A 23,798-nucleotide genomic window follows, 5' to 3' on the forward strand; every position below is an offset into this window, starting at 1 on the left:
CGAATCCATTGTTTGGACAGGACAACCCAAGCAAGGGATCATCTTCAGGACCGCAGACGTCTTTCTTATCCCGTTTAGCCTTTTATGGTTGGGGTTCGCCATATTTTGGATGTACATGGCTGGCCAGACATCTCCAATGTTCGCATTGTTCGGTGTACCCTTTGTTCTGTTTGGTTTGTTCTTCGCGTTCGGCCGCTTCGTGGTTGACTCAAAGTACAGGGAGAGCAGCGTTTACGGACTCACAGAGAATCGGATAATCATCAAGTCTGGATTGAGGAAGAAAGAAATAAGGAATATTGACCTTCATTCCTCTTCCAACTTTGTATTCACTGAGAATAACGATGGAACGGGGTCTATTGAGATTGGACCCAGGAATCCATTGGTTCATGGCGTTAGTGGTCTAAACTGGATGCCTGGGGTTAAGTCCAATACCCAGCTTGAGATGATCTCCAATGTGCAAAGCGTGTACAACATGATACTTGAGCTGAAGAATAAAAAGAAATAAACGTGCGCTAACATGCGCTTGCCACAAGCCGCCCTCGTCCCGATGACAATTCCCGTTGAAGCGATGAACACTTCGTCCAGGAACAAGATCACGAAAAGCGGCCTGCGGCAAGCGCAGGCCCGTTAGCGGTCATGCTATGACGATACAGAATGAACAGTAGAACTAAAATAGAAATTCTTAAAGGCGACATCACAAAAGTGACAGTTGACGCAATCGTAAATGCTGCGAATACTTCTCTTTTAGGTGGTGGTGGTGTAGACGGAGCAATTCATAGAGCTGGCGGACAAGCAATTTTGGACGACTGTAGAAAAATAATTGCAAGACAAGGTGGATGCAAAACAGGCGAAGCGGTAATTACGACAGCTGGAAATTTGAATGCCAAATTTGTTATTCATACTGTTGGACCTGTTTGGAATGGCGGACAAAAGAATGAGAAGTTAAAACTTGCTGACTGTTATAAAAACTCATTGCAAATTGCCGTTGACAACAACTGCAAGACAATTGCTTTTCCTTGTATCAGCACTGGCGTTTATAAATATCCAACAAACGAAGCAGCAAGAGTTTCAGTTGACACAGTTTTAGACTTTGTTAGTTCTAATCCTAACAAAGTGGAAAAAGTAATTTTCGTTTGCTTTGATGACGACAATTTCTATTTCATCAAAAGTCAACTCAACTTTAAAGTTTACACTGTTCCATCAAAATTATATGCCGACAACGAAATAATTGGAACAGTAAATATTGGTTTAGAAGATGATGGAATGGGCGTTTTGTCAGGTCAACTTATTCCAACTAACAAATACGACAAGTATCGCGACTTCTTTCGTAAGACATTTATCGAAGACCAAGACGACAATCTCATTCGTATAAATAAATTCACTAAGGACAACAAATTCAAAGTTGTTGCAGACGATGGCACTGAATTTAAAGAACCTATTGCTGGACTTATCATTTACGACTTTGACAAAGAACCAATACAAGTTGAACTAAACGGAATTGACAACGACATATGGGGCAAATATTACAAATAATGAAAGAAGCACGAACCGCTAACAGCACCTACCCAAAAGGCGGGGTTTCGTGTTCCAAAGACAGTTTTGTGGTTAATCAAACATTAGTTTTTCAAATCAAGTTTTGTGGTAAAAGTCCCGCCCTTCGGGTAGCTGCAAAACGTTAGGCTTGCGAAGGCCTATGCGCGAGTGGCCATCCTCCCGTGCCCTCCGGCCCGGATCCAATGCCGAACGCTCAACCCAGCTTCAGCACCTGTTCAAGGCTCTTCCAAAGCCCTTCCGCCGTGCGGCCCCACGTGTAGCGTTGTGCTCGTTCGAGGCCCGCTTCGGCGAGCTTGGCGCACAGGGGGGGATCGTCCCACAGGCGGGCCATGGCCTCCGCAATGCTTTCCACCTTGAACGGATCGCAGTAGATGGCAGCGTCACCGGCCACCTCGGGCAGGCTGGTGGCATCGGCGGCGATCACCGGCACGCCGCACTTCATCGCTTCCGCCACGGGGATGCCGAAGCCCTCGAAATAGGACACGAAGACAAGCGCCAGCGCGTCCGCCAAGGTCTTGTGCAGTTCGGTCTGCTCCAGCCTGCCGGTGAAGACCACCTTGTCCGTGTGGCGCATCGTTTTCCAAGCGGCCTTCATGCGCTCGTCCCACCAGAAGGCTTCGCCCACGATCACCAGGCGGGCGTCGTTCCGCGTTCCCGCGAAGCGGTCGAACGCCTCCAGCAAGCGCGCGATGTTCTTCCGCGGATGCAGCGAACCGACGCAGACGAAATACGGCAGGCCGCCGGTGAGCCGCTTGCGGGCGCTGCCCTTCTCCCCTTCCGCCAGCGGCGCAAAGACGGAACCGATGCCGTTGTAGACCACATCGATCTTCTCCGGCGGGATGCCGTAGGTCTTCACGATGTCCTGCTTGGAGAATTCCGAAACGGTGACGATGCGGGCGGCTTTCTTCGCGAAGCGCGGAAAGCGGTTGCGGTAGTAGCGGCTGTATGCGGGCGGGAGGTCCTTGGGGAAATGCTCGAAGTTGAGGTCGTGGATCACGGGGAGCTGGGGAACGTCCGTGCGGAGGCTGAGGTATCCGTCCGGCGAGAGAAAGGCATCGGCGCGGTGTTTGCGCAGGGCGCGTGGCAGTACGCCGTCGAACCAGATGCGGTAGAGGATGGGATGGCGCGTGGGCGGCGGGATCACCACGGGCGTCACGTTCGGGCCATGGACGAACTGCCCGGCATAGGGTCGATCAAAGAAGTAGATGAACTCGTGCTCCGGATGCGCGGCGGTGATGCGCTGAAGCGATTCATGCGCGAACCAACCGATGCCTTCGAGCTTTCCGGGAAGGAGAAGGCGGGTGTTTACGGCGATGCGCATGGCGGAAGGGGTAAATGGGGAAAGAGTTGCAGTTTAGTGTGAGCCGGGAATCCGAGTCCCGAGGCGGATCAGTTGTCAGGTCAGTTTGCAGTTGTCGGTCGGGCGCGCAGTTCCGTGCGTTGTGGCGATCAGTTGCTGCAGTTTCTCAGGTCGGGCGCGAAGTTCCTCTGTGGCGGCCAGCCTGCAGAACTTAACCTCCGTCGGCAGCCGGTCGCAGCCTGACAACTGACAACTCACAAACTCCCAACCTTTAAGCACCTTTCGGCCTTCCATGCAACGCAAATTCCTCACCAACCTCGCCCTCGTGCTGGCGCTGAACCTGTTGGTGAAGCCGTTCTACATCTTCGGGATCGATGCGGAGGTGCAGGTACGTGCGGGCACTGCGGCCTATGGCGGCTACGCGGCGTTGCTTAGCCTGAGCTTTTTGCTGAACATCCTGCTGGACCTCGGTATCACCAACTGGAACACGAGGAACATCGCGCAGCACACGCACTTGATGCGCAAGCACGTGAGCGGCATCGTGGCGGCGCGTTCGTTGCTGGCGGTGCTTTATTCGGTGGGCATCTTCGCGGCGGCTTGGCTGCTGGGCTATCGCGGCGGGCAGTTGGAGCTATTGGGCATTCTGGTGTTGAACCAAGTGCTGGTTTCCACCATCCTCTATCTGCGTTCGAACATCGCGGGTTCACAGCGCTTTGCGCAGGACAGTCTGCTCTCGGTGCTGGACCGCGTGCTGCTGATCGGCATCTGTGCTTGGCTGCTCTGGGGCCGCGTCTACTCGGGTCCCTTCCCGATCGAATGGTTCGCTTGGGCGCAGACGGCGGCATACGGCACCACCGCTGTGATCGCCTTGGTGCTGGTGGCGCGCCGCGCAGGCGGGTTGCGCCCCCGCTGGGACCCCGTCTTCACCTACAGCATCTTGCGGCAAAGCTTTCCCTTCGCCTTGCTGGTGCTGCTGATGAGCTTCTATTACCGCACCGATTCGGTGATGCTGGAGCGAATGCTGCCGGACGGCGACCTGCAAGCGGGCATCTATGCGCAGGGCTTCCGCTTCTTCGAGGCGTTCAACATGCTGGGCTTCCTCTTCGCCGGGCTGCTGCTGCCCATGTATAGCCGCATGCTGAAGAACAAGGATGACGTGGGTCCGCTGACGGGCTTGGCATTGCGCTTGGTGCTGGCGGGCACACTGGCCGTGGCAGTTATCGGCAGCTTCTACGCGAAGGAAGTGATGGACCTGCGTTACCACGAGCACACATCGGAATCCGCGCCGGCCTTCGCGGTGCTGATCTGGTGCTTTGTGGGGGTGTGCATCACCTACATCTTCGGCACTTTGCTCACTGCCAGCGGCGACCTGAAAACCTTGAACAAGCTGGCCGCCGGGGGCATGGTGCTGAACATCGGCCTCAACCTGCTGCTGATCCCGAAAGGGCATGCGCTGGGTGCGGCATGGGCCAGCCTGATCACGCAAGGGGCGATGGCGATAGCGCAGATGGTGGTCGCGGCGAGGCGGTATGCACTGCATGTGAAGCTGCGGGATGTCCTCGGCCTCACCGGCTATTTGGTGCTGCTTCTGGTGGCCGCCTGGGGACTCGGGGCGGCCGGATCCACCTTCGTGATCGCCTTGCCCGTACTGGCGGGAACGGCGGCCATCGGGGCGTTGGCCAGCGGTCTGTTGCCTGTACGAAGTGTGCGTTCGGCACTTCTTCCGCGAAAGGAGGGCTGAACCGCCTACTTTAGCCGACCTTTTTCAACAGGGAGAGAACATGGCTGACGGACCGGATCAGGAAGGCGACAACGCGTTCGACCTGACGATATTCCTCTGGCATCGGCGGCGCTTCATCCTAGGCATGGCGCTGTTGGGCTTGCTGGGCGGCATCGTCGCCACGCTGGCCATTCCCGCTCGCTATCGCAGCGAGGTCATCCTTTTCCCGGCCATCACGAACAGCGTTTCCAAGGCCCTGTTAAGCGAGCAATCCACCGGGCGGGACGACATTCTGGCGCTGGGGGACGAGGAAGACGCCGAGCAATTGCTGCAGATCCTGAACTCGGACCAGGTCCGGGACCGCACCGCTGCCCGCTTCGACCTGCTCAAAGTTTACAAGATCGACCCGGACGGTAAGCACAAGAACTCGGAGCTGCGGGACGCTTATGAAAGCCATGTGAAGTTCGAGTACACCAAATTCGGCAGCGTACGGGTGGAAGTGTTGGACACGGACCCGCAACGGGCTGCGGACATGGCCAACTTCATGAGCGCCCAAGTGGACAGCGTGTGGAACGAGATGGCGCACGAACGCGCGTTGAAGGGCTACCGGATCGTGAAGGACGGCGTGGTCGCGTTGGAAGCAGAGATCAAGCAGTTGGGCGACAGCATGGAAGTGCTCCGCTCCTTGGGCGTGCAGGACTATCACACCCAAGCGGAGCGCTACAATGAATACCTTGGTGCGGCCATTGTAAAGGGCGATCAGCGGGCGATCGATGAATTCGAAAAGCGTTTCAAAGTGCTGGCGCAATACGGCGGGGCTTATGTCAACCTACAGGACATGCAGTTCAACGAAGTGAAGCGACTGAGCGCACTACGGATGAAGCTGGAACAGGCCAAGGCCGACCGGGACAGCGACCTGCCGCATAAATTCACGGTGAACAACGCATTCCCGGCGGACCGGAAGAGCTGGCCGATCTGGTGGTTGGTGGTCTCTGCCAGCGCCATCAGTGCCTTGATCTTGGCGTTGCTTTTGGTGATGGCCCAGGAAAACATACGCAAAATCAGAAGGATCCATGGATGATCGGATGACTTTCACGCGCTCCTACTCGGTCGTGAGCCGGTATTGGCGCCTCTTTGTCGGAGTGGGCCTGGCGGCATTCGTGCTTTCCGCCGTGTTCAGCGGCTCCCGATTCCTCAAGCCGCGGTTTAAGTCGCAAGCCGTGGTCTATCCGGTGAACTTGAACAGCTATTCCATCGAGTCACGCGCGGACCAGCTACTGCAGCTTCTGGAGAGCAACAGCATCCGGGACAGCATCATCCACCGGTTCGACCTGCTGGCGCACTATGAGATGGACACCATTGGCAAAGGCGGTCGCGCTGCGCTTTACAACATGTACAAGGAGCGGGTCACCATTGAAAAGACGCGTTACGAGAGCGTGGAGATCAGTGTGGTGGACGAAGACCCCGTGCTGGCCCGCGACCTGGTGGAGGAGATCCTGGCCCAGACGGACCTGCTGGCACGCAACCTTCAGCGCAAGAACTCGCGTGAACTGCTGATCATCATCCAGGACGGCATGGCGAATACACGGCAGCGGCTGGACAGCGTGGAGAACCGAATGAACGAATTGCGCCGGAACCATGGCCTCTTGGATTATTACACGCAGACCAAGGAGCTCACCAAAGGATACATGAAGGCGATCACCGGCGGTGGGACCAAGGCCCACAGGGAGGAGATCGAAAGTATGCTGAGATCATTGGAAAAAAGCGGTGGCGAGTACCACCAACTCTCCGACTTGGACAACATGTTGATCCAGGAATACGGTAAAAAGCAAACCGAGGAACGCCAAGCTTTGATGGACGTGAGCAAGGTGCTGACTTATACGAACGTGGTGGTCTATCCGGAAGTATCGGACAAAAAGGTGTATCCCATCCGCTGGCTGATCGTGTTCGTGTCCACGGCCATGGCCATGCTGCTCTGCTACATCCTGGTATTCCTGCGCGATCGGTCGACCAGAGCCCCCGTGCCCGCCGAACGCGGCTGACCCATGGTGCGTGCGCTCAAGAGCTGGTGGATACCCGCGGTGTGCGTGGTGTTCGTGCTGTTCAACGCCGCCCTCACCATCCATGAGGTCTATTGGCTGAACCTGCTGCCGGCCGTGCTCTTGGCAGGCTGGGCGGTGGTGACCGCAGCGGATAAGGTCCTGCTCTTCATCGTCTTCGCCACACCGCTGTCCATCAACCTGGAGGAGCTGGATCTGGGCGGCATCGGCGTCGCACTGCCCACCGAACCTTTGATGGTGGTGCTGATGCTGCTTTTCCTGTTGAGGTTGACCTTGGAGAAAGGCACATTGGACCCCAAGGTCTGGCGGCATCCCGTTACCATCGTCATTATCGCACAGCTGATCTGGATGGCCATTTGCGTGCTGCCGAGCAGCATGCCGATCGTTTCGCTCAAATACCTCACCGCCCGGCTCTGGTTCGTATGCACCATGTACTTCATGGCCACACGCCTGTTCCGGGATCCCCGCAACATCCACCGTTTTTTCTGGCTGTTCCTGTCGGGTCTGGCGATCGTGGTGGGCTATACCTTGATCCACCATGCCCAGTTCGACTTTGCCGAGGATCCGGCCCACTGGGTGATGTCGCCTTTCTTCAAGGACCACACGAGCTACGGGGCCATCATCGCATTCTGCCTGCCCTTCGCGATAACGGCTATTTCCATGCCCGGTTATTCCCGGAGCCGCCGGGGCATGGCCGTATTCCTGCTGGCCCTGTTGGTCACCGGGATCCTGTTCTCCTATACGCGTGCGGCATGGGTAGGTGTGGCAGGTGCGCTGGGCGTCTTCATCGTGATGCGGTTGCGCATACCGGCCTGGACCATCGGGGTGGTGCTGCTGGTGGCGGGCATCACGGCGATCGCGAACATGGACCGGATCACCATCGCTTTGGAGCGTAACCGCACGGAGAGCAATGACGACTTGGCCAAGCACGTCAGCTCCATCAGCAACATCCGCTCGGACGCAAGCAATCTGGAGCGCATAAACCGCTGGAATTCCGCCCTGCAGATGTTCGATGAACGGCCGTTGACCGGCTGGGGCCCGGGCACCTACATGTTCCAGTACGCGCCGTTCCAAGCTGCACGGGACCGCACCATCATCAGCACCAACTTCGGCCTGAACGGAAATTCACACAGCGAATACCTAGGCCCATTGGCCGAACAGGGATTGCTTGGGATGCTGCTCGTGATCGCGCTCATCGGGGTGATCACCTGGACCGCGGTACGGCTCTGGTCAAGGCTTCCGAACGGCGTGGACCGCATGCTCATAGGCGCGGCGTTCCTTGGGTTGGTGACTTATTTCATCCACGGCGTCCTGAACAACTATTTGGACCTGGACAAGGCGAGCGTGCCCTTCTGGGGCTTCACGGCGATGATCGTGGTGCTGGACTTGAAGCACCAAGCCTCCTCCGGCGATCACGGGAACCGGCAGGTGAGCAAGGCTATATCGTCCAAGTAGGGCAGCTGGCCCCGATGGGCCTCGAATGTGGAGATAAGCGCTTCGTTGATGGCCACCGGGCCGGCGCTGGAAAGCAGCTCCAAGGTCTTTCGCACCGGAAGTGTCTCGAATGCATTTCCTTGGGAATCCTCCTGCTCCACCAGTCCGTCCGTATAACAAAGCAGAACGCCGCCCTTCACCTCCGCCCGGCCCACGTTCACGAAGGGAAGTTCCTGAAGCATGCCCAAGGCGATGGCCCCGTCGCTGAGTTCCGAGATCACGCCTCCCTGCCCGGCCAACATGGGCGGATTGTGGCCGGCGTTCACGTATTCCATGGCACCGGTCCGCAGGTCCGCCCGGCCGATGAACAAGGTGATGAAGCGTTCGCCCCGGGCCCGTTCAAGCACGTTCGAATTCAGCTCCCGCACCAACGCGTCCAAGGGTGCGCGTTCCCGTTGTATCAAGGCCCTCAAGGTCGCTTGGAAATTGGACATCAACAAGGCCGCCGCGATGCCCTTGCCGCTCACGTCCGCCACGCAGAGCACGACCTCATCCGGCCCGGTGCGCACCACATCGTAGTAATCGCCGCCCACCTGTTGGTGCGGTTGGTACCAGCCGGCCGCTTGGATCCGCTCGCCGTTCGGCAGGTCCTTCGGCACCAGCATCAGCTGCATCTCGGCCGCCAGCTCCAGCTCGCGCCGGTCCCGCTCCTGCGCCAAGGCCCGCAGGGCGAAGCGCTTGTTCTCCAGCGCCACGGCGATCAGGTTGGTCAGGGTCTGGATGAAGTTGAGGTGCTTCACCGTAGGGCTCATGCGCTGTTCCTCATCGTCGATGTCCCCGATGAGCAACAGCGCCAACGGGCGTTCCTGGTGGAAGACGGGGATGGCGATATCGAACCGTCCGAGTCCTTTGGCATCTTCTGCACCGATGAACTGGATGTCCCGGCATTCCTTCATGAAACCCGCCACGTCCGGCACGGGACTGTCCGTTTCGTCGGTCAGGGCCTGGACGCAGCGCCACTGACTGTCGTTCTCGAAGAACATCAGCCGGGTGATGCCCAGTTCGCCATGCATGATCTCCGCATACAACTTCAGCAGCTCACCCTTGTCCTCGTTGTTGTTGATCGCCTTGGTGACCTCCAATAACGCACTCAATTGGAACTCTTTCAAGTTCAGGCGTTCGGTGAGGCGGGTGAGGCGGGTCATGGAGTGAAGGGTTCACTACGGAGGCACCCTTCGACTTTGCTCAGGGTAAACAGAGGGCACAGAGGAGTTGGAGTTCTGGAGTCGTGAGTCCGTGAGTCTTGAGTCGTGAGTCTGACGTCTGGAGTCGGCGTGGCGCTGCAGTTCATTGCTTGTCCATCTTTTTGAGCAGGTCGGGCAATCGGCCGAGGCTGGCCACCTCGCGCATCTTCTGCCTCCATTCCCCGGCCGGGGAACCGAGATAGGTCCTGCCGCCTTCGAGATCGGTGAGCACGCCGCTTTGGCCCAGCACGGTGGCACCGCTGCCGATGGTAAGCTTGCTGGGAACACCCACTTGGCCCCAGAGCGTGACATTGTCGCCGATGATGCAGGCACCGGAGATACCGACCTGTGCGGCGATCAGGCAATTCTTTCCGATGAGCGTATCGTGGCCCACCTGCACCTGGTTGTCGATCTTGGTCCCGGCCCCTATCCGCGTGTCGGCGCTCACCCCGCGATCGATGCTGGTCAACGGCCCGATCTCCACGTCATCCTCGATCACCGTACAGCCGGCCGTGACCATCTTCTCATAGCCGCCTGTCCGCTTCTTGTAGTAAAATCCATCCCCGCCGATCACCGCATTGGCATGGATGATCACCCGGTCCCCGATGGTGGTGTTCGGGTAGATCACCACGCCGGGCATGATGGTGCAGCCCTTGCCGATGGTGACATTGGTGCCTATGGTGACGCTCGGGTGTACCACGGTGTCCGCACCGATCGCGGGCAGCTCGGAGGTCCATGCGAGCGGCGTCATGAAGTGCCGCACCAAGGTGTTGTAGTCGGCAAAGGGATCCTCGCTGATGATGATCGCTTTGCCCTCGGGGATCTCAACGTCGGCCTTGTCGATAAGGATCGTGGTGGCTGCGCTGTTCAGCGCCTTGTTGTAGTATTTGGGGTGGTCCACAAAGACCAGATCACCGGAGCGCACCCGGTTGATCTCATTGATGCCGGTGACGGTCCGCTGGACATTGCCCAGCACCTTCGCATGTATCAGCTCCGCCACAGCTGCGGCGGTCAGTGGTTCCTTCAGCTCCATAAGGCGACCGTTTGTGGTCCAAGGGAACGGATCTTCCCAGATCGGACAAAGGTAGCCGGAGAGCGGCGCTGGGCGGACCCGGCTTACTTCTTCACCCTGTCGAGGTATGCGTTGCTCTCCGTGTCGATGCGTATCACGGTGCCGATCTCCACGAAAGAAGGGACTTGGATCTCCTTTCCGGTCTCGAGCGTGGCGGCCTTCATCACCTTGTTGCTGGTGTCACCTTTCACGGCGGTCTCGGTGTAGGTCACCTCGAGTTCCACGATCTTCGGGGGACGTGCCATGATGGGGATGTCGCTCTCAAAGCCCACCTGCACCGTCATTTCCTCCTTCATCAAGCCCATGGCGTCACCAAAAAGGTCAATTGGGATGTGCGATTGCTCATACGAGTTCGGGTCCATGCAGACCAGGAACTCGCCTTCGCGGTAGAGGTATTGCATATCACGGATCTCCACGCGCAGCACGTCCATGTTCTCGCCGCTGCGGAAGCGGTGCTCATTGAGCTTGCCGTTGCGGAGGTTTCGCATCTTGCCCTGGTAGAAAGCGCGCAGGTTGCCCGGCGTGCGGTGCTGCCACTCCACGATCTGGCAGATGTCGTTGTTGAAGCGGATATAGGTTCCGATGCTGATGTCGCCGGTGTTGGCCATGGGGTGCGGAAATTGGGGGCCGAAGGTAGGGATGTGCGGGAAATGCATATTTTTCACTACAGAGGCACGAATACCGCAGTTGTCAGTTGTTCATTGTCCGTTGTCAGGCTGCCGACCGGCTGCCGTCAGGTGATCACTTTCGACCAAAAAAAGGGCCAGAAAGGCAATCCGGGGTGCATGGGTTCCGCGATCGAACTGACCACTATTTCCACTTCATGATCTCCACACTGCTGTCACAAGCGAAAGTCTCTTCCGCTTGCCGGTTGCTGGCCACCAGCAGGGTACGCCGCTCCACGTTGCGCATGAGCAGCTCACGGAACCAAGCGATGCCTTCAGCGTCGAGGTTGGTGGCGGGTTCGTCGAGCAGGAGCAGCGGCGTATCGCTGAGGATGGCAAGCGCGAGCTTGAGGCGTTGCTTCATGCCGCTGCTGAAGTTGCTCACGGGCTTCTCCAAGTGCGGCTCCAAATACGCGGTGCTCGCCACGTCCTTCACGGTGATCCCGGGCAGGAAAGGCTTGAATCGCGCATGCGTGGCGATCGCCTCCCGCAGTGAGAGGTCCTCGTAAAGATCAAGGTACGGCGCTGCGATGCTCACTTCCCGGTACACCCGGTCCTGTTCCATCGGCTTTTCGCCCAATGCATGTTCCACGGTTCCTTTGGTGGGCACCAAAGCCCCGGCCACCACTTGGAGCAAGGTGCTTTTCCCGCTTCCGTTCGGCCCTAGGAGCGCGGTGCGGCTACCTGCTTCGAACACATGGTCCACATCGGTGAATACTTTTTCGCGGGAAAACTGCTTGGCCACACCGCTCATTGTGATCCGCATGCCTGCATCGCGCGCTGGTGTGCGTTCCGACATGGGCGCCTGCTTCACTCCGTCAGGCCGCGCATGATGCCCTTGGGGCTGCTGCGGATGAACTCGATGATGAGCGCCCGCTCCGGCGATACCGTGAACTGCTGCTCCACGTTCTGCACGGCACGCTCCAGGTTGGTATTGCGGACGAAGATCTCCCGGTAGATGTCCTCGATGCGGGCCACGGCATCATCGGCGAAGCCGCGACGGCGCAGTCCCACCACGTTCACCCCGACAAAGCTCAGCGGTTCGCGTGCGGCCTTCACGAATGGGGGCACGTTCTTCCGGACCAGAGAGGCCCCGGCGACGAAGCTGTGCGCGCCGATGTTGATGAACTGCTGCACCGCCACGTTGCCCTCCAGAATGGCCCAGTCCCCGATGGTGACATGCCCGGCGAGGTTCACGCTGTTGGCGATCACCACGTTGTCGCCGATCAGGCAGTCGTGGGCCAGGTGTACGTACGCCATAAGCAGGCAATTGCTGCCCACGGCGGTACGTTGGCGGTCGGCGGTGCCCCGGTTGATGGTGACGCATTCCCGTACGGTGGTGTTATCACCCAACTCGGCGGTGGTCCTCTCCCCGACGAATTTCAGGTCCTGCGGGATGGCACTTACGACGGCCCCGGGGAAGATGCGGCAACGGGCCCCGATGCGGGCGCCGTCCATGATGGTGGCGTTGGGTCCGATCCACGTGCCGTCGCCGATGGTGACATCGCCGGCGACGGCGGTGAAGGGCTCGATCACGACGTCCTTTCCGATCCGCGCATCCGGGTGGACGGAGGCCAGCTTGGAGATGCTCATGCGTTGTTGGCGGCCTTAGTGGGTTCGGGCTTCTTCTCGTCCGCAGGGGCCTTGTCGCGGGCGATCTGGGCCATCATCTCCGCCTCCACGACGGGTTGGCCGTTCACATAACCCACGCCTTTCATATGCACGATGCCACGGCGGATGGGGGTGATCAGCTTCAGGTGGAACACCAACGTGTCCCCGGGGATCACCTTGCGCCGGTAGCGCACCCCGTCGGTCTTCAGGAAGTAGGTGGTGTAATGCTCCGGGTCCGGCACTTGGCTGAGGGCGAAAATGCCGCCCACCTGCGCCATGGCCTCCACCTGCAGTACGCCAGGCATCACCGGGTTGTCCGGGAAGTGGCCCGTGAACTGCGGTTCGTTCATGGTGACGTTCTTCACCCCGACGATGGTGGTGGCATCCATGGACATCACTTTGTCCACCAGCAGGAACGGATAATGGTGGGGCAGCATCTTCGTAATGGCGTTGATGTCGAACAGCGGCTCTTTCGTGAGATCGAAAAACACGCGGGTATCCTTCTCTTCCTCCCGGATCTTGTCTTTGATCCGCTTGGCGAAGCTGGTGTTGCCGAAGTGGCCGGGGCGTGCTGCAAGGATATGCCCCTTGATCGGCCGGCCCACCAGTGCGAGGTCGCCGATGATGTCGAGCAACTTGTGGCGGGCGGGTTCGTTGAGGAACTTCAGGTCGGTTGTGTTGAGCACGCCGTTACGGCGGATCTCCACGTCCTGATATTCACGCCCGATGCTCTTGGCCAGGGCCTTGAGGTCCTCCTTGGTGATGTCCTCACGGTCCTCCAGCACGATGGCGTTGTCGAGGTCGCCGCCCTTGATGAGGCCGGCCTTGGCCAGCTGTTCGATCTCTCTCAGGAAAACGAAAGTACGGCAGGAGGCGATCTCTGTCTTGAACTCGCCCTGATTGTACATGCTGGCATGCTGGGTGCCGAGCACGGGGCTGTTGTAGTCCACCATCACCGTGAGGCGGAACTCTCCGCCTGGCGCCGGCACGCCGAGCATCTCGGTGCCGCGTTCCTCGGTCTCGAACCAGATGGGTTCCTTCAGCACCCACCAGTTGCGCGGTGCGTCCTGTTCTTCCATCCCGGCCTTCTCGATGGCCTCCACGAACTTCATGGCGCTGCCGTCCATGATGGGCACTTCGGCGCCGTCCAATTGGATCAGGCAATTGTCCACGCCCAAGGCATAGAGCGCCGCGAGGACATGCTCCGTGGTGTTCACCTTCACCTCGCCCTTGCCTAAGGTGGTGCCCCGTGCGGTGCTGACCACCAGGTCCGCATCGGCATCGATCACCGGCCGCCCTTCCAGATCGGTGCGCTGGAACTTCAGCCCGTGGCCGATCGGGGCGGGGCACAGCGTGAGGGTGACTTCCTCACCGGTATGCAGACCCACGCCCTTTACTTCTGACTTGGCCTTCAATGTATGCTGCTTGTCGCTCATGCGTTCTTGTTCGTGGCTTCTTGGGCGGATCTTTCCTCCGCCTTCAGCCCTTCCAGTTCCTTTTCCATTCGATCGATACGCTGCTTCAGTTCCGGCAAGTTGCGGAACAGCACGTAGCTACGCTTGTACAGCCCGATGGCATAGGCAGGCGAACCCTGCACCGTGGTGCCGTCCGGGATGTCCGAACCGATGCCGCTCTGAGCCGCGATCTTCACCCGGTCACCGATGTGCAGATGCCCCGCGATGCCCACCTGACCACCGATCATGCAATGGCTCCCTACACGCGTACTACCAGCGATCCCGGTCTGTGATACCACCAGCGTATGCTCGCCGATCTCCACGTTATGGCCTACTTGGATCAGGTTGTCCAGCTTGGTCCCCTTACGGATGATGGTGCTGCCGAGCGTGGCACGGTCCACGGTTGTGTTGGCGCCGATCTCCACATCATCCTCGATGATGACGTTGCCGATCTGGGCCATCTTCACTTGCTCTCCTTTCTCGTTCGGCACAAAACCGAAGCCGTCGGCACCGATCACCACGCCACTGTGCAGGACGCAGTTCGCGCCGATCATGCACTTGGCATGCACTTTCACGCCGGCATGGATCCGGCTGCCTTTGCCGATGTGCGCCCCTTCCCCGATGTAGCAATTGGGGAAGATCTTCACGTTCTCCTCCACCACGGCGCCCTCGCCGATGTAGCTGAACGCGCCGATGTAGGCATCTTCCGCCACCTTGGCACGCGGGTTCACATAGCTGGGCTGCTCCACTCCCACCAGGTCGAAACGCTGGGCCTCATGGATCTCCAACAAGCGTGCGAACGCCGCACGCGGATCATCCACACGGACGAGGGTGAGGTGCTTGGGGATCGCCTTGGTGGGTTGAAAATCCCGACCGGTGATCACGACACTGGCCGCCGTGGTGTACACATGTTCGGTGTAGATGGGATTGGCGAGAAAGGTCAAGGTACCGGATCGGCCCTCCTCGATCTTCGCCACGTCATGCACCAGCACTTGCGTGTTACCATCCACTTCCCCGTGGAGGAACTCGGCGATCTGTCCTGCGGTGAATTGCATATCCTTGCCGCAATGGCCATGTGCAAAGCGGGTCCGCGAAGATAGTTGCCCCGGCGTACCCGTAAACGCGCCTATGGGAAGCGGAAGAAGAAGAAGTGCACGGCCGCCCATGCGGGGGGTATGTCCCTCGCATAGCCGATGGTGCTTCGCGAACTGTTCTCCACCCGGCCGTCCTTGCCGATGTAGCCCACTGTGCTGCGCGAACTGTTCTCCACCCTCCAGCCGTCCCCGTTATGGCTCACGTAGCCCACAGTGGAACGGGAACCGTTCTCTATCGTGTATTCGCCTTCACCCCGTGCATTGATGTGGCCGATGGTGCTCCGGGAGGAATTTTCAATGGTCCATCCGGAGCCGCTCGCTTGGATGTAACCCACAGTGGACCGGGAACTGTTCTCGATGCGACCGTCAGCGCTCAAGTAGCCGATGGTGCTGCGTGAAGCGTTCTCGATGCTTTGGGCGTGCGCGCTGAACGTGGCCGTCACCAGCAGGAAGGTCAGTGCCCGGCAAAGCATGCGCGTCCGCGAACTACTTCCCCGCCGTGCTGTCGTTCATCATCATGTGATGGTCGTCCATGTCATGGCCGGCCATCGCGGAATCGCCCTTCATGGTGCAGCACTTGCCCTTCTTGCCGTGCATGCAGGCCTCGCCCTTCATGTCGCAATCACCTTTCATTCCGCCGTGCATCATGCAGGCGCTGCCGCGCTTGCCTTCCGGGCCGCACTTGTCCGTGCCGCAGCCATTGCCGCACATGCGCCCGAGAATGAAACCGAGCACCCCGAAAAGGATGCTGAAAAGGAGGATCTTGGCCCAGTTGCTGTTCATGATCGTTGGGGAGGTTTGTAAGTGGTGGTGTTTCCGCAAAGATGGCATATTCCGCCTATTGCAGCGGAACCGAGACCCGGGTCTTGTCCCAAGTGAACACCAGCGTGGGCACTTTTGCGTCCTCCACGCTGATGGTGAACTGCTCCAGTTCCTCCGGCAGGGCCTCCACGGGCACCGACACTGCCATGACATCCTCAGCGGGGTCGCGGCTGGCGACGCCGTCCATGTTAATGCCCCAGTTGTACATCTTCTTGTTGAAGAAGACTTCCCAGTTGTCCGCATGCGGCAGGGTCCACAAGGTGTACTTTCCCGCAGGCAGGACCTTACCGCCAACGGTGAGCTCCTCGTTGGTGGTGAAGGTCGTAGGCTCGTTAGCACCTGTCCGCCAGACCACATCGTAGGGTACCAGCCCGCCGAAGATCACCCGCCCCTTCTTGAACGGGCGGCAATAGGTGATGTCAATTTTCAGGTCATCCTTCACGTAGTTGACGGTAGCTTCAGGGCTGGCCTTCTTGGTCTGGTGCTCCATCCACTTAAAGGAACAGAAACCCAGCACCAACAGGGTGCCGATGATGATGAGGAACCATTTGAGGGCTTTCATGAGATCTATGCTATTGGAACGCAGAAAGAACGGATCTCCGCCGTCCTGAATTCCTGGTTTTGACTTCCGTTTGGCTTACTGTGATCGTCGCGTGGGGATGGTGAAGATACGTAACGCGTGCTCGGATGACCCATCGCTTCGGATCGATCATCCGGAGGCAGCATGACAGTTCCGCGCCGATCACCGACATTCGCTCTCTAACCCGACCGAATGCTCCGCACCTTGACCCTTGCCACCGCCTTGCTCTCTCTTGTCGGCGCCCAAGCCCAATGCAGCACCTGCACCATCGATTTTTCCTGCGGTGCGGTCCCGGCCTACCCCACGCTCTGCCCCTTGCAGCCCATTGATGCGGTCGCCGGACAGGCCTACGAGAGCGACATCACCTTCTGGATGCCGATCAACTTTACCGACCCCGGCACAGGCTTCGATGTGAGCTTCCTTCAGATGACCATCACCGGAGTCACCGGCCTGCCCTTCGGCATGCACCTGACCGCGAACGACCCGCTGGGCATCTACTATCCGCCCCAGAACCAGTTCGGCTGCGCCCGGTTGTGCGGCACGCCCATCGGCAGTGGCACGTATACCGTGGCGATCAACATCATCGCACAGGTGCAGGCGAGCGGCTTCACGCTCAACGTGCCGCAGAGCTTCGGCATCACTCTTGTGGTGCAGCCTGGCACCGGTGGGAACACCAGCTTCTCCTTCACCCCCACCAGCGGCTGCGGCAATGCGGAGGTGCAGTTCACCGCACTGTTGGACGGCGGCACATCGCCCACCACCTATGCTTGGGACTTCGGCAACGGCGGGACCAGCGAACTGGCGGACCCGGTGACGAACTACGCCGCGCCGGGCACCTACCCGGTATCGCTCACCACCACGATCGGCGGCTACGTGCTCACAGACGTGGTTCTGGGCGGCGTCAGCGACAACTGGTGCGGCGATGTGGAGGAACCCAGCCTCTTCGGAGCCTGCACAGGTGCCCCCGATCTTTACTTCGTACTTACCGATGGCGGCGGCAACAGCTTCACCAGCAGCAGCGGAAGCAACAGCACGAGCCAGACCTGGAACAACGTGAGCCGCTTGCTGGACGCTCCGCCCTACTCCATCCAGTTCTTCGATGAGGACGTCGTGAGCCAGGACGATGACCTCGGCACCTTCAATATTCCCGTAGCCAGCAATGGCACGGTTCCCTTCGCACTGGGCAACGGCACGTATGGCAGCCTCATCATTGCGCTACAGCCCCAGCAGGTCTTCACGGACAGCGACACGGTGCGCGTCTTTCCCGCTCCGCAGCTCACCACGTTCTACGACACGGCCAGTGCCACGCTCTGTGCCACGGACACCATGCAGCTCGTGTACACCTGGTTCAACAACGGCGACACCATCCATGGCGTGAACGGTCCCTGTGTGCAGACGGACAGTACCGGTGCCTGGTGGGGCGTGGCCACCAACGCTTTCGGATGCACCGCAAGCAGCGACACTATCGTGGTGTGCCCGCCCGTCACCATCGAGGCCAACGGCACGGTGTTGTTGGTGCAAGGCGATTTTGCGAGCTATGCCTGGACCTTGAACGGCACGCCCATCCCCGGCGCGGACGATCCCTTCCTCGTGGCCACCACAGGCGGGCAGTACAGCGTGACCGTGACCACGGCGCTCGGCTGCATGTTGAGCGATACGTACGACCTGATCATCACCGGGACCACGGAACTGGCGGAAACGGAAAGTTTCCATGCCTACCCCAATCCGAACCGTGGCCGCTTCACTTTGGAGCTGCCTGCCAGTACATCACCCAATGCGAGGATCGATATCCTTGACCCCGCAGGCCGTTTATGCCATAGCGCGAAAAGAAGCCCGGGCGCGACGCAACGGATCAGTTTGTCCACGACCGTGAGCGGCCATTACCTCGTGGTCGTGGAAAGCAATGGACGGAGGCTTACATCCACCGTGGTGGTGGAATAGAGCGATAGCCCCCCATCCTTAAGCGGCACTGGTCAGACGTGACCGATGCACTACATTGCAGCGATGCCTTCCGCTCGGCACCTCCCCCTCGTCGTTGCCTTTCTTCTATCGGGCCTCCTGCTGGCGCAGGACGACAGTTCTTCCGTACGGCATCCGACCTTGAACGCATGGGACCTCGCGAACGGCTCCGCAGAGGTGCCCGGCATGGGCGACGATGTGCCAGGTCTGAACCTTGTGAAGGAGGGCAATGGTAGGCTCCAGTTCGGCGACTCCATTGCTTATGCTTCAAGCGATCTGGTGGACACCGCTTGGCAAAAGCTCCGCTCGTCCAATGACACCGTACTTCCCGGCACCGGCGTTCATTGGCTCCGTTTCCGCTTTCTGCCCGACTCTTTGCTCAAGGGCAAGACCTTGCTCCTCGGGCTCGGCGGAAATGAGAAGCTGGAAGTCTTCCTCAACGGCAGCCTCTTGTTCAACTCCTATGCTGGACCGGGGAATGGGAAAGCCACGGACAGCGTGCCATCACCGTATCTCGTCCCGTTCACTTTCCGCTGTGACGGAAGGACCGAAGTGATCGCCATCCGGTTGACCAGCGTGGACGGAACGGTCGCCCGGACCTTCGCGCAAGGATGCTCACTGCACACGGCCGACATGGCCTTCCGGAACCAGCGGAACATGACGCAATACGGCGTGTTCATCGGCATCAATCTGATCATCCTCTTGCTCGCCCTGGTGATCTGGAGCTTCGAGCGGCGCGAGCGCCAATGGCTCTTTCTGGCGCTATTGTCTTTTGTCACAGCGGTCGATACCTTCTGCGACCTTGCTGGCAATGCCGGGCTCAAGGGGTCCGCTGGCTTTGGAACCAGCCTGTTCGACGCGGTGCAGCTCATCCTGGTCCCTTGGCCCATGTATCTGCTGATCATGACCTTGGGCACGCTCCAGGGCAGGGTGGGCGAACGAAGGAAACGGTGGTACACCATTTCCTTCATCACCGCCTCCACGGTCTGCCTCATTTTCGCCCTCGGTATCTTCTATTACCGGCTGCACTTCTCAAAGGCCGGAGGAGGGGTCAACTTTACGCTGAACGACCCGGAGATCCCCTTGGTCATTGCGGTGATCTTCCTCGGCCTGTTGCTGGGCGCGGTGATGATCTGGTTCATTATCGAAGTGGTCCGTCTGGGGCTCAAATTGTTGCGCACCAAAGGCTACGCCCGTTGGATCGGTGCCGGTGCCTTGGCCTCCAGCCTCCTTGCGTTTCTCCTGAGCTTCACTGACGGGCTGCAAGAAATGGACACCGGCCTGCATTCCTTCCTGCAAGTGGTGCGTGCGTACTGCTCGCATGTGGCCGTACCGCTCTCCGTGGCAGTTTACCTGGCCATCCGCACCGCCCACCATGGCCGTTTGGTGGCCCGCCAGCGCGACGACCTGGACCTGGAGGTAAAGGAGCGCACCGCTGAACTAAGCGCCGAGAAGGACCGCTCGGAGGAACTGCTACTGAACATCCTGCCTGCGGAAGTAGCCGAGGAACTCAAGGCCACGGGTGCCGCCAAGGCAAGGCATTTCGAACAGGCTTCGGTGCTCTTTACCGACTTCCAAGGCTTCACGTCCATGTCCGCGGAACTGGGTGCCGACGAGCTGCTCCGCGAACTCAATGCCTGTTTCAAGGCGTTCGATGACATCATCACCAGGCACGGCATCGAAAAGATCAAGACCATCGGTGACGCGTACATGTGCGTGGGCGGCTTGCCGGACCCGCAAACCTCCTCTCCCGCCGCCGTGGTGCATGCGGCACTGGAAATGCAGGCTTTCATGACCGCCCGGAAAATGGAACATGACGCTTCAGGACTGCCCCGCTTCGAAATGCGCGTTGGCATCCACACCGGTCCCGTGGTCGCCGGCATCGTAGGTGTGAAGAAATTCCAGTACGACATCTGGGGCGACACGGTGAACACGGCCAGCCGCATGGAAAGCAGCGGCGAGGTGGGCCGTGTGAACATCAGCGCGGGCACCTACGCACTGGTGAAAGATGAACCCGGCCTGTCGTTCACGCCCCGTGGGAAAGTGGAGGTGAAAGGCAAGGGGGAGATGGAGATGTACTTTGTGGAAACCTCTTCCGGGTCACATGTAGTTGCCACGGAGAAGTGAGGTCACTTCGATACGATCGACAAGTGCGATCAAGAGTTCGCCTCAAACCACTCCTTCCCCAGCCACCTCGGAAAAGCCAAATAGTGCTTCTCCACGGTCCCGCTCATTGCCGAGATGCCGAGGTTATCGCTGGCTTCGGCGATGTCCTCCAAACGCCCGTCCTTGAAGAGCAATTTGATGCCTCCGTCGGAATTGTCATAGGCATTGTTCTCAAGCCGGTCGGTGAGCACGAACAAGCCTGCCTCCTTTTCTGTGATGTTCAGTTGCCGCGCAACTTCCTGCCGGATCATGGTCACTTGCGCCGGGTCCCAAGGCTTGGTCCGAAGGCGGATGCGCAGCGTATGCCTGCCTAACAGGTCCGATGCCAAGCGGGAAAGCACCGGGTCCGGATGATCCGCCCAGACCTTCAATGCGCCCATGATGTCATGGTCGTCCAGCCGCATGAAGTCGGCCAGCACACTCGGCTCCTCGAAAGAAGCACGGTCGCGGCGGTGGGTGAGGAAGCCCAACAGCGCAGGTGAACCGAAGAGCGGAACGCCTTGCAGGCCGAGGAATTTTGCGCGGCGGAGCGTCTGCACCAGCATCTGCTCACAGGCCACCACCGTCTTGTGCAGATACACCTGCCAGTACATCAGGCGGCGTGCGACGATGAACTTCTCGATGCTGTAGATCGCCTTCTCTTCCACCACCAGCCGGTCATCCACCACCTGCAGCATTTTGATGATGCGGTCCGCACCGATGACGCCCTCGCTCACGCCCGTGTAGAAGCTGTCGCGGTTGAGGTAGTCCATGCGGTCCACGTCCAACTGGCCGCTCACAAGCTGGTGCAGAACGTGCTTGGGATAACGGTCGTGGAAAATGGCGATGCCTAAATCCAGCGCGCCCTTGAACTCCGCGTTCAGGCGCTCCATTACCAAAGCACCCACATCCTCATGGCTGATGCCCTCCACCAGGCTGTGTTCCAACGCATGACTGAAAGGCCCATGGCCGATGTCGTGCAACAGGATGGCGACGTGCGCGCCCAGCGCCTCCTCCTCCGTGATCACATGCCCCTTTCCGCGTAGGCTTTCGATGGCCAAGCCCATCAGGTGCATGGCGCCCAGCGCATGGTGGAAGCGCGTGTGCAATGCTCCCGGATAGACCAAGTGCGAAAGCCCGAGCTGCTTGATGTAGCGGAGCCGCTGGAACCACGGATGGTCGATCAAACGGAGCAGCAACGGGTGCGGCACGGTGATGAAGCCGTGGATGGGGTCGTTCAGGATCTTGGTTGACACGATGAGGTGATTAGTGGATAGTGATTGGTGATTGGTGATTGGACGACCGCACTCCGGACTCAAGACTCCGGACTCACGACTCTCTGTGCCTCTGTGGTTTCAATTTTCAGCCTTCAACTTTTTCAGCTTTCAAATTTGCCCTTTGCGTTCTTTGTGGTCCATCTTCTTGATCATCCCCTGATGAGCCTTAATTTCACGGTCCGAAAGTAAGCGGAACGGCCCGGCGCACGTAGCGTCCATGGTCTTGATGCCGCTGCCGGAGAACCTGTATGAGCGTGAAGATCCTTTGGGCCGACGACGAGATCGACCTCCTGCGTCCGCATGTGCTCTTCCTGGAAGGGAAAGGCTACGCGGTGGAAACGGTGAACAACGGCCTCGACGCCGTGGACGCCGTGGGCAAGCAAGAGTTCGACATCATCTTCTTGGATGAGAACATGCCCGGCCTCAGCGGTCTGGAGACGTTGACCCGCGTGAAAGGGATCAGTCCGCGCACCCCGGTGATCATGATCACCAAGAGCGAGGAGGAGAGCATCATGGAAGAGGCCATCGGCAGCAAGATCAGCGACTACCTGATCAAGCCGGTGAACCCCAACCAGATCCTACTGGCCCTGAAGAAGCACCTCGACGGCAGCCGCTTGGTGAGCGAGAAGACCACCAGCAGCTACCAGCAGCAGTTCGGGCGGCTGAGCATGCGCCTTGGCGACCGCCTCGGTACCGAGGATTGGAAGCAGTTATATGACGAGCTCGTGCGCTGGGAACTGGACCTCAGCGGCAATCCCGACCAAGGGATGACCGAGATCCTGCGCAGCCAGTGGGCCGAGGCGAACGACCTCTTCTGCCGCTTCGTAGAGAAGAACTACGTCGACTGGGTGAACAACAAGGGCAACGATGTGCCCATGCAGAGCCACCAGATCTTCAAGAACAAGATCGCCCCGCTGATCGATGAGAAGCAGAGTCCCTTGTTCCTGGTGCTGATCGACAACCTGCGCTTGGACCAATGGCGGGTGATCGAGCCGATCGTCAGCTCGCTCTTCAAGGTGGAGGAGCAGGGCCAGTTCTACAGCATCCTTCCCACCGCCACCCAATACGCGCGCAACGCCATCTTCTCCGGGATGATGCCGGGCGAGATCCAGAAGCGCTTCCCCGGGAAATGGCTCACCGAGGAGGATGAGGGCAGCAAGAACGCCCACGAGGACGAGTTCATGCAGGAGCAACTGAAGAGCCTCGGCAAGCGCGTGAAAAGCAGCTACCACAAGATCACCAATTTCGCCGCAGGCAAGAAGCTGGCGGAGAACGTAGGGAACCTGTTCGAAAATCCGTTCAACGCCATCGTGTACAACTTCGTGGACATGCTGAGCCATGCCCGCACGGAGATGGAGGTGATCCGCGAACTGGCCGAGGACGAGGCCGCATACCGCTCGCTCACCCTCAGCTGGTTCAATCACAGCCCGTTGTTGGACATCCTGAAGACCATCGCCGAGAAGGGCGGCCGCGTGGTGATCACAACCGACCACGGCACCGTGCGCGTCACCCAGCCCAGCAAGGTGATCGGCGACCGCAACACCAACACCAACCTGCGTTACAAACACGGCCGCAACCTCACCTACGAGGCCAAGGACGTGCTGGCCATCAAGGATCCCGTCCAGGGCTTCCTGCCACGCGCCAATGTGAGCAGCTCGTTTATCTTCGCGAAGAAGGACTTCTACTTCGTCTACCCGAACAACTACAACCACTTCGTGAACTTCTACCGGAACACTTTCCAGCACGGCGGGATCTCCCTGGAGGAGATGATCATCCCCATCGTGTACCTGAAACCGCGCTGAACGCC

Annotated in this window: 21 protein-coding genes (1 of these 21 running past the window's edge); 9 read left to right on the forward strand and 12 right to left on the reverse strand. The window is 59.2% G+C overall.

Features of this window, described 5'->3' with window-relative positions:
* Both IPP95_07050 and IPP95_07055 read left to right on the forward strand, forming a co-directional pair.
* A protein-coding gene (locus tag IPP95_07050; GenBank protein ID QQS73956.1) for a hypothetical protein crosses the window boundary here: on the forward strand, nt 1-505 show its 3' portion. 50 nt of this gene lie to the left of the window's left edge; only the last 505 of its 555 coding nucleotides appear in the window; its start codon lies beyond the left edge, outside the window; the stop codon is at nt 503-505.
* Nucleotides 506-654: 149 nt separating this feature from the next.
* Nucleotides 655-1,533: an O-acetyl-ADP-ribose deacetylase gene (locus IPP95_07055; GenBank protein QQS73957.1), complete on the forward strand. Its 879-nt coding sequence runs from the start codon at nt 655-657 to the stop codon at nt 1,531-1,533.
* 214 nt (nt 1,534-1,747) lie between these two features.
* On the opposite strand, the gene IPP95_07060 is transcribed toward IPP95_07055, so the two are convergent.
* Nucleotides 1,748-2,875 carry a glycosyltransferase family 4 protein gene (locus IPP95_07060; protein ID QQS73958.1) on the reverse strand — a complete coding sequence of 376 codons (1,128 nt, stop codon included), beginning with the start codon at nt 2,873-2,875 and terminating at the stop codon, nt 1,748-1,750.
* A 271-nt stretch (nt 2,876-3,146) separates the two neighbouring features.
* Here IPP95_07060 and IPP95_07065 point away from each other — a divergent pair, with 271 nt between their 5' ends.
* Genes IPP95_07065 through IPP95_07080 form a run of 4 tightly spaced genes read left to right on the forward strand, consistent with a single transcriptional unit; the run spans nt 3,147 to nt 8,089 of the window.
* Nucleotides 3,147-4,595 carry a polysaccharide biosynthesis C-terminal domain-containing protein gene (locus IPP95_07065; protein ID QQS73959.1) on the forward strand — a complete coding sequence of 483 codons (1,449 nt, stop codon included), beginning with the start codon at nt 3,147-3,149 and terminating at the stop codon, nt 4,593-4,595.
* Nucleotides 4,596-4,635: 40 nt separating this feature from the next.
* Nucleotides 4,636-5,655 carry a hypothetical protein gene (locus tag IPP95_07070; protein ID QQS73960.1) on the forward strand — a complete coding sequence of 340 codons (1,020 nt, stop codon included), beginning with the start codon at nt 4,636-4,638 and terminating at the stop codon, nt 5,653-5,655.
* A complete protein-coding gene (locus IPP95_07075) occupies nt 5,648-6,616 on the forward strand; it encodes a hypothetical protein (GenBank protein ID QQS73961.1) in 969 nt (322 codons plus the stop codon). Before IPP95_07070 ends, IPP95_07075 begins: the two co-directional genes overlap by 8 nt.
* A 3-nt stretch (nt 6,617-6,619) precedes the next feature.
* The gene (locus IPP95_07080; protein ID QQS73962.1) at nt 6,620-8,089 is read left to right on the forward strand and encodes an O-antigen ligase family protein; all 1,470 of its coding nucleotides are present in this window, start codon (nt 6,620-6,622) and stop codon (nt 8,087-8,089) included.
* Here IPP95_07080 and IPP95_07085 read toward each other — a convergent pair.
* The 10 genes from IPP95_07085 to IPP95_07130 form a co-directional block, all read right to left on the reverse strand.
* Nucleotides 8,047-9,273, reverse strand: coding sequence for a SpoIIE family protein phosphatase (locus tag IPP95_07085; GenBank protein QQS73963.1), 1,227 nt, complete (start codon nt 9,271-9,273; stop codon nt 8,047-8,049). The two genes, IPP95_07080 and IPP95_07085, sit on opposite strands and share 43 nt — an antisense overlap.
* 142 nt (nt 9,274-9,415) lie before the next feature.
* Complete coding sequence (locus tag IPP95_07090; GenBank protein QQS73964.1) at nt 9,416-10,345, reverse strand: UDP-3-O-(3-hydroxymyristoyl)glucosamine N-acyltransferase; 930 nt, start codon at nt 10,343-10,345, stop codon at nt 9,416-9,418.
* 83 nt (nt 10,346-10,428) lie between these two features.
* A complete protein-coding gene (gene efp, locus IPP95_07095) occupies nt 10,429-10,992 on the reverse strand; it encodes an elongation factor P (GenBank protein ID QQS73965.1) in 564 nt (187 codons plus the stop codon).
* A gap of 202 nt (nt 10,993-11,194) precedes the next feature.
* Nucleotides 11,195-11,848: an ABC transporter ATP-binding protein gene (locus IPP95_07100; protein QQS73966.1), complete on the reverse strand. Its 654-nt coding sequence runs from the start codon at nt 11,846-11,848 to the stop codon at nt 11,195-11,197.
* 11 nt (nt 11,849-11,859) lie between these two features.
* Complete coding sequence (gene lpxA, locus IPP95_07105; protein QQS73967.1) at nt 11,860-12,642, reverse strand: acyl-ACP--UDP-N-acetylglucosamine O-acyltransferase; 783 nt, start codon at nt 12,640-12,642, stop codon at nt 11,860-11,862.
* Nucleotides 12,639-14,096 carry a bifunctional UDP-3-O-[3-hydroxymyristoyl] N-acetylglucosamine deacetylase/3-hydroxyacyl-ACP dehydratase gene (locus IPP95_07110; protein QQS73968.1) on the reverse strand — a complete coding sequence of 486 codons (1,458 nt, stop codon included), beginning with the start codon at nt 14,094-14,096 and terminating at the stop codon, nt 12,639-12,641. The genes lpxA and IPP95_07110 overlap by 4 nt, the downstream gene beginning before the upstream one ends.
* Complete coding sequence (gene lpxD / locus IPP95_07115) at nt 14,093-15,169, reverse strand: UDP-3-O-(3-hydroxymyristoyl)glucosamine N-acyltransferase (GenBank protein QQS73969.1); 1,077 nt, start codon at nt 15,167-15,169, stop codon at nt 14,093-14,095. Before lpxD ends, IPP95_07110 begins: the two co-directional genes overlap by 4 nt.
* A 71-nt stretch (nt 15,170-15,240) precedes the next feature.
* Entirely contained in the window at nt 15,241-15,681 is a 441-nt protein-coding gene (locus IPP95_07120; protein QQS73970.1) for a hypothetical protein, read from the reverse strand.
* A 13-nt stretch (nt 15,682-15,694) separates the two neighbouring features.
* A complete protein-coding gene (locus IPP95_07125) occupies nt 15,695-15,991 on the reverse strand; it encodes a hypothetical protein (GenBank protein QQS73971.1) in 297 nt (98 codons plus the stop codon).
* A gap of 55 nt (nt 15,992-16,046) precedes the next feature.
* A complete protein-coding gene (locus IPP95_07130; protein ID QQS73972.1) occupies nt 16,047-16,592 on the reverse strand; it encodes a DUF2911 domain-containing protein in 546 nt (181 codons plus the stop codon).
* Between the two features lie 210 nt (nt 16,593-16,802).
* Between IPP95_07130 and IPP95_07135 the strand changes: the two genes are divergently transcribed.
* Both IPP95_07135 and IPP95_07140 read left to right on the forward strand, forming a co-directional pair.
* On the forward strand, nt 16,803-18,551 hold the full coding sequence (locus tag IPP95_07135; protein QQS73973.1) for a PKD domain-containing protein: 1,749 nt from the start codon (nt 16,803-16,805) through the stop codon (nt 18,549-18,551).
* Nucleotides 18,552-18,614: 63 nt separating this feature from the next.
* Nucleotides 18,615-20,696: a hypothetical protein gene (locus IPP95_07140; protein QQS73974.1), complete on the forward strand. Its 2,082-nt coding sequence runs from the start codon at nt 18,615-18,617 to the stop codon at nt 20,694-20,696.
* 29 nt (nt 20,697-20,725) lie between these two features.
* Here the strand turns inward: IPP95_07140 and IPP95_07145 are convergent, their stop codons facing one another.
* A complete protein-coding gene (locus IPP95_07145) occupies nt 20,726-21,973 on the reverse strand; it encodes an HD domain-containing protein (GenBank protein QQS74219.1) in 1,248 nt (415 codons plus the stop codon).
* 266 nt (nt 21,974-22,239) lie between these two features.
* Here IPP95_07145 and IPP95_07150 point away from each other — a divergent pair, with 266 nt between their 5' ends.
* The gene (locus IPP95_07150; GenBank protein ID QQS73975.1) at nt 22,240-23,793 is read left to right on the forward strand and encodes a PglZ domain-containing protein; all 1,554 of its coding nucleotides are present in this window, start codon (nt 22,240-22,242) and stop codon (nt 23,791-23,793) included.
* Nucleotides 23,794-23,798 lie beyond the last annotated feature (5 nt).

This window comes from Flavobacteriales bacterium, from assembly GCA_016700415.1.
GTDB lineage: Bacteria > Bacteroidota > Bacteroidia > Flavobacteriales_F > PHOS-HE28 > PHOS-HE28.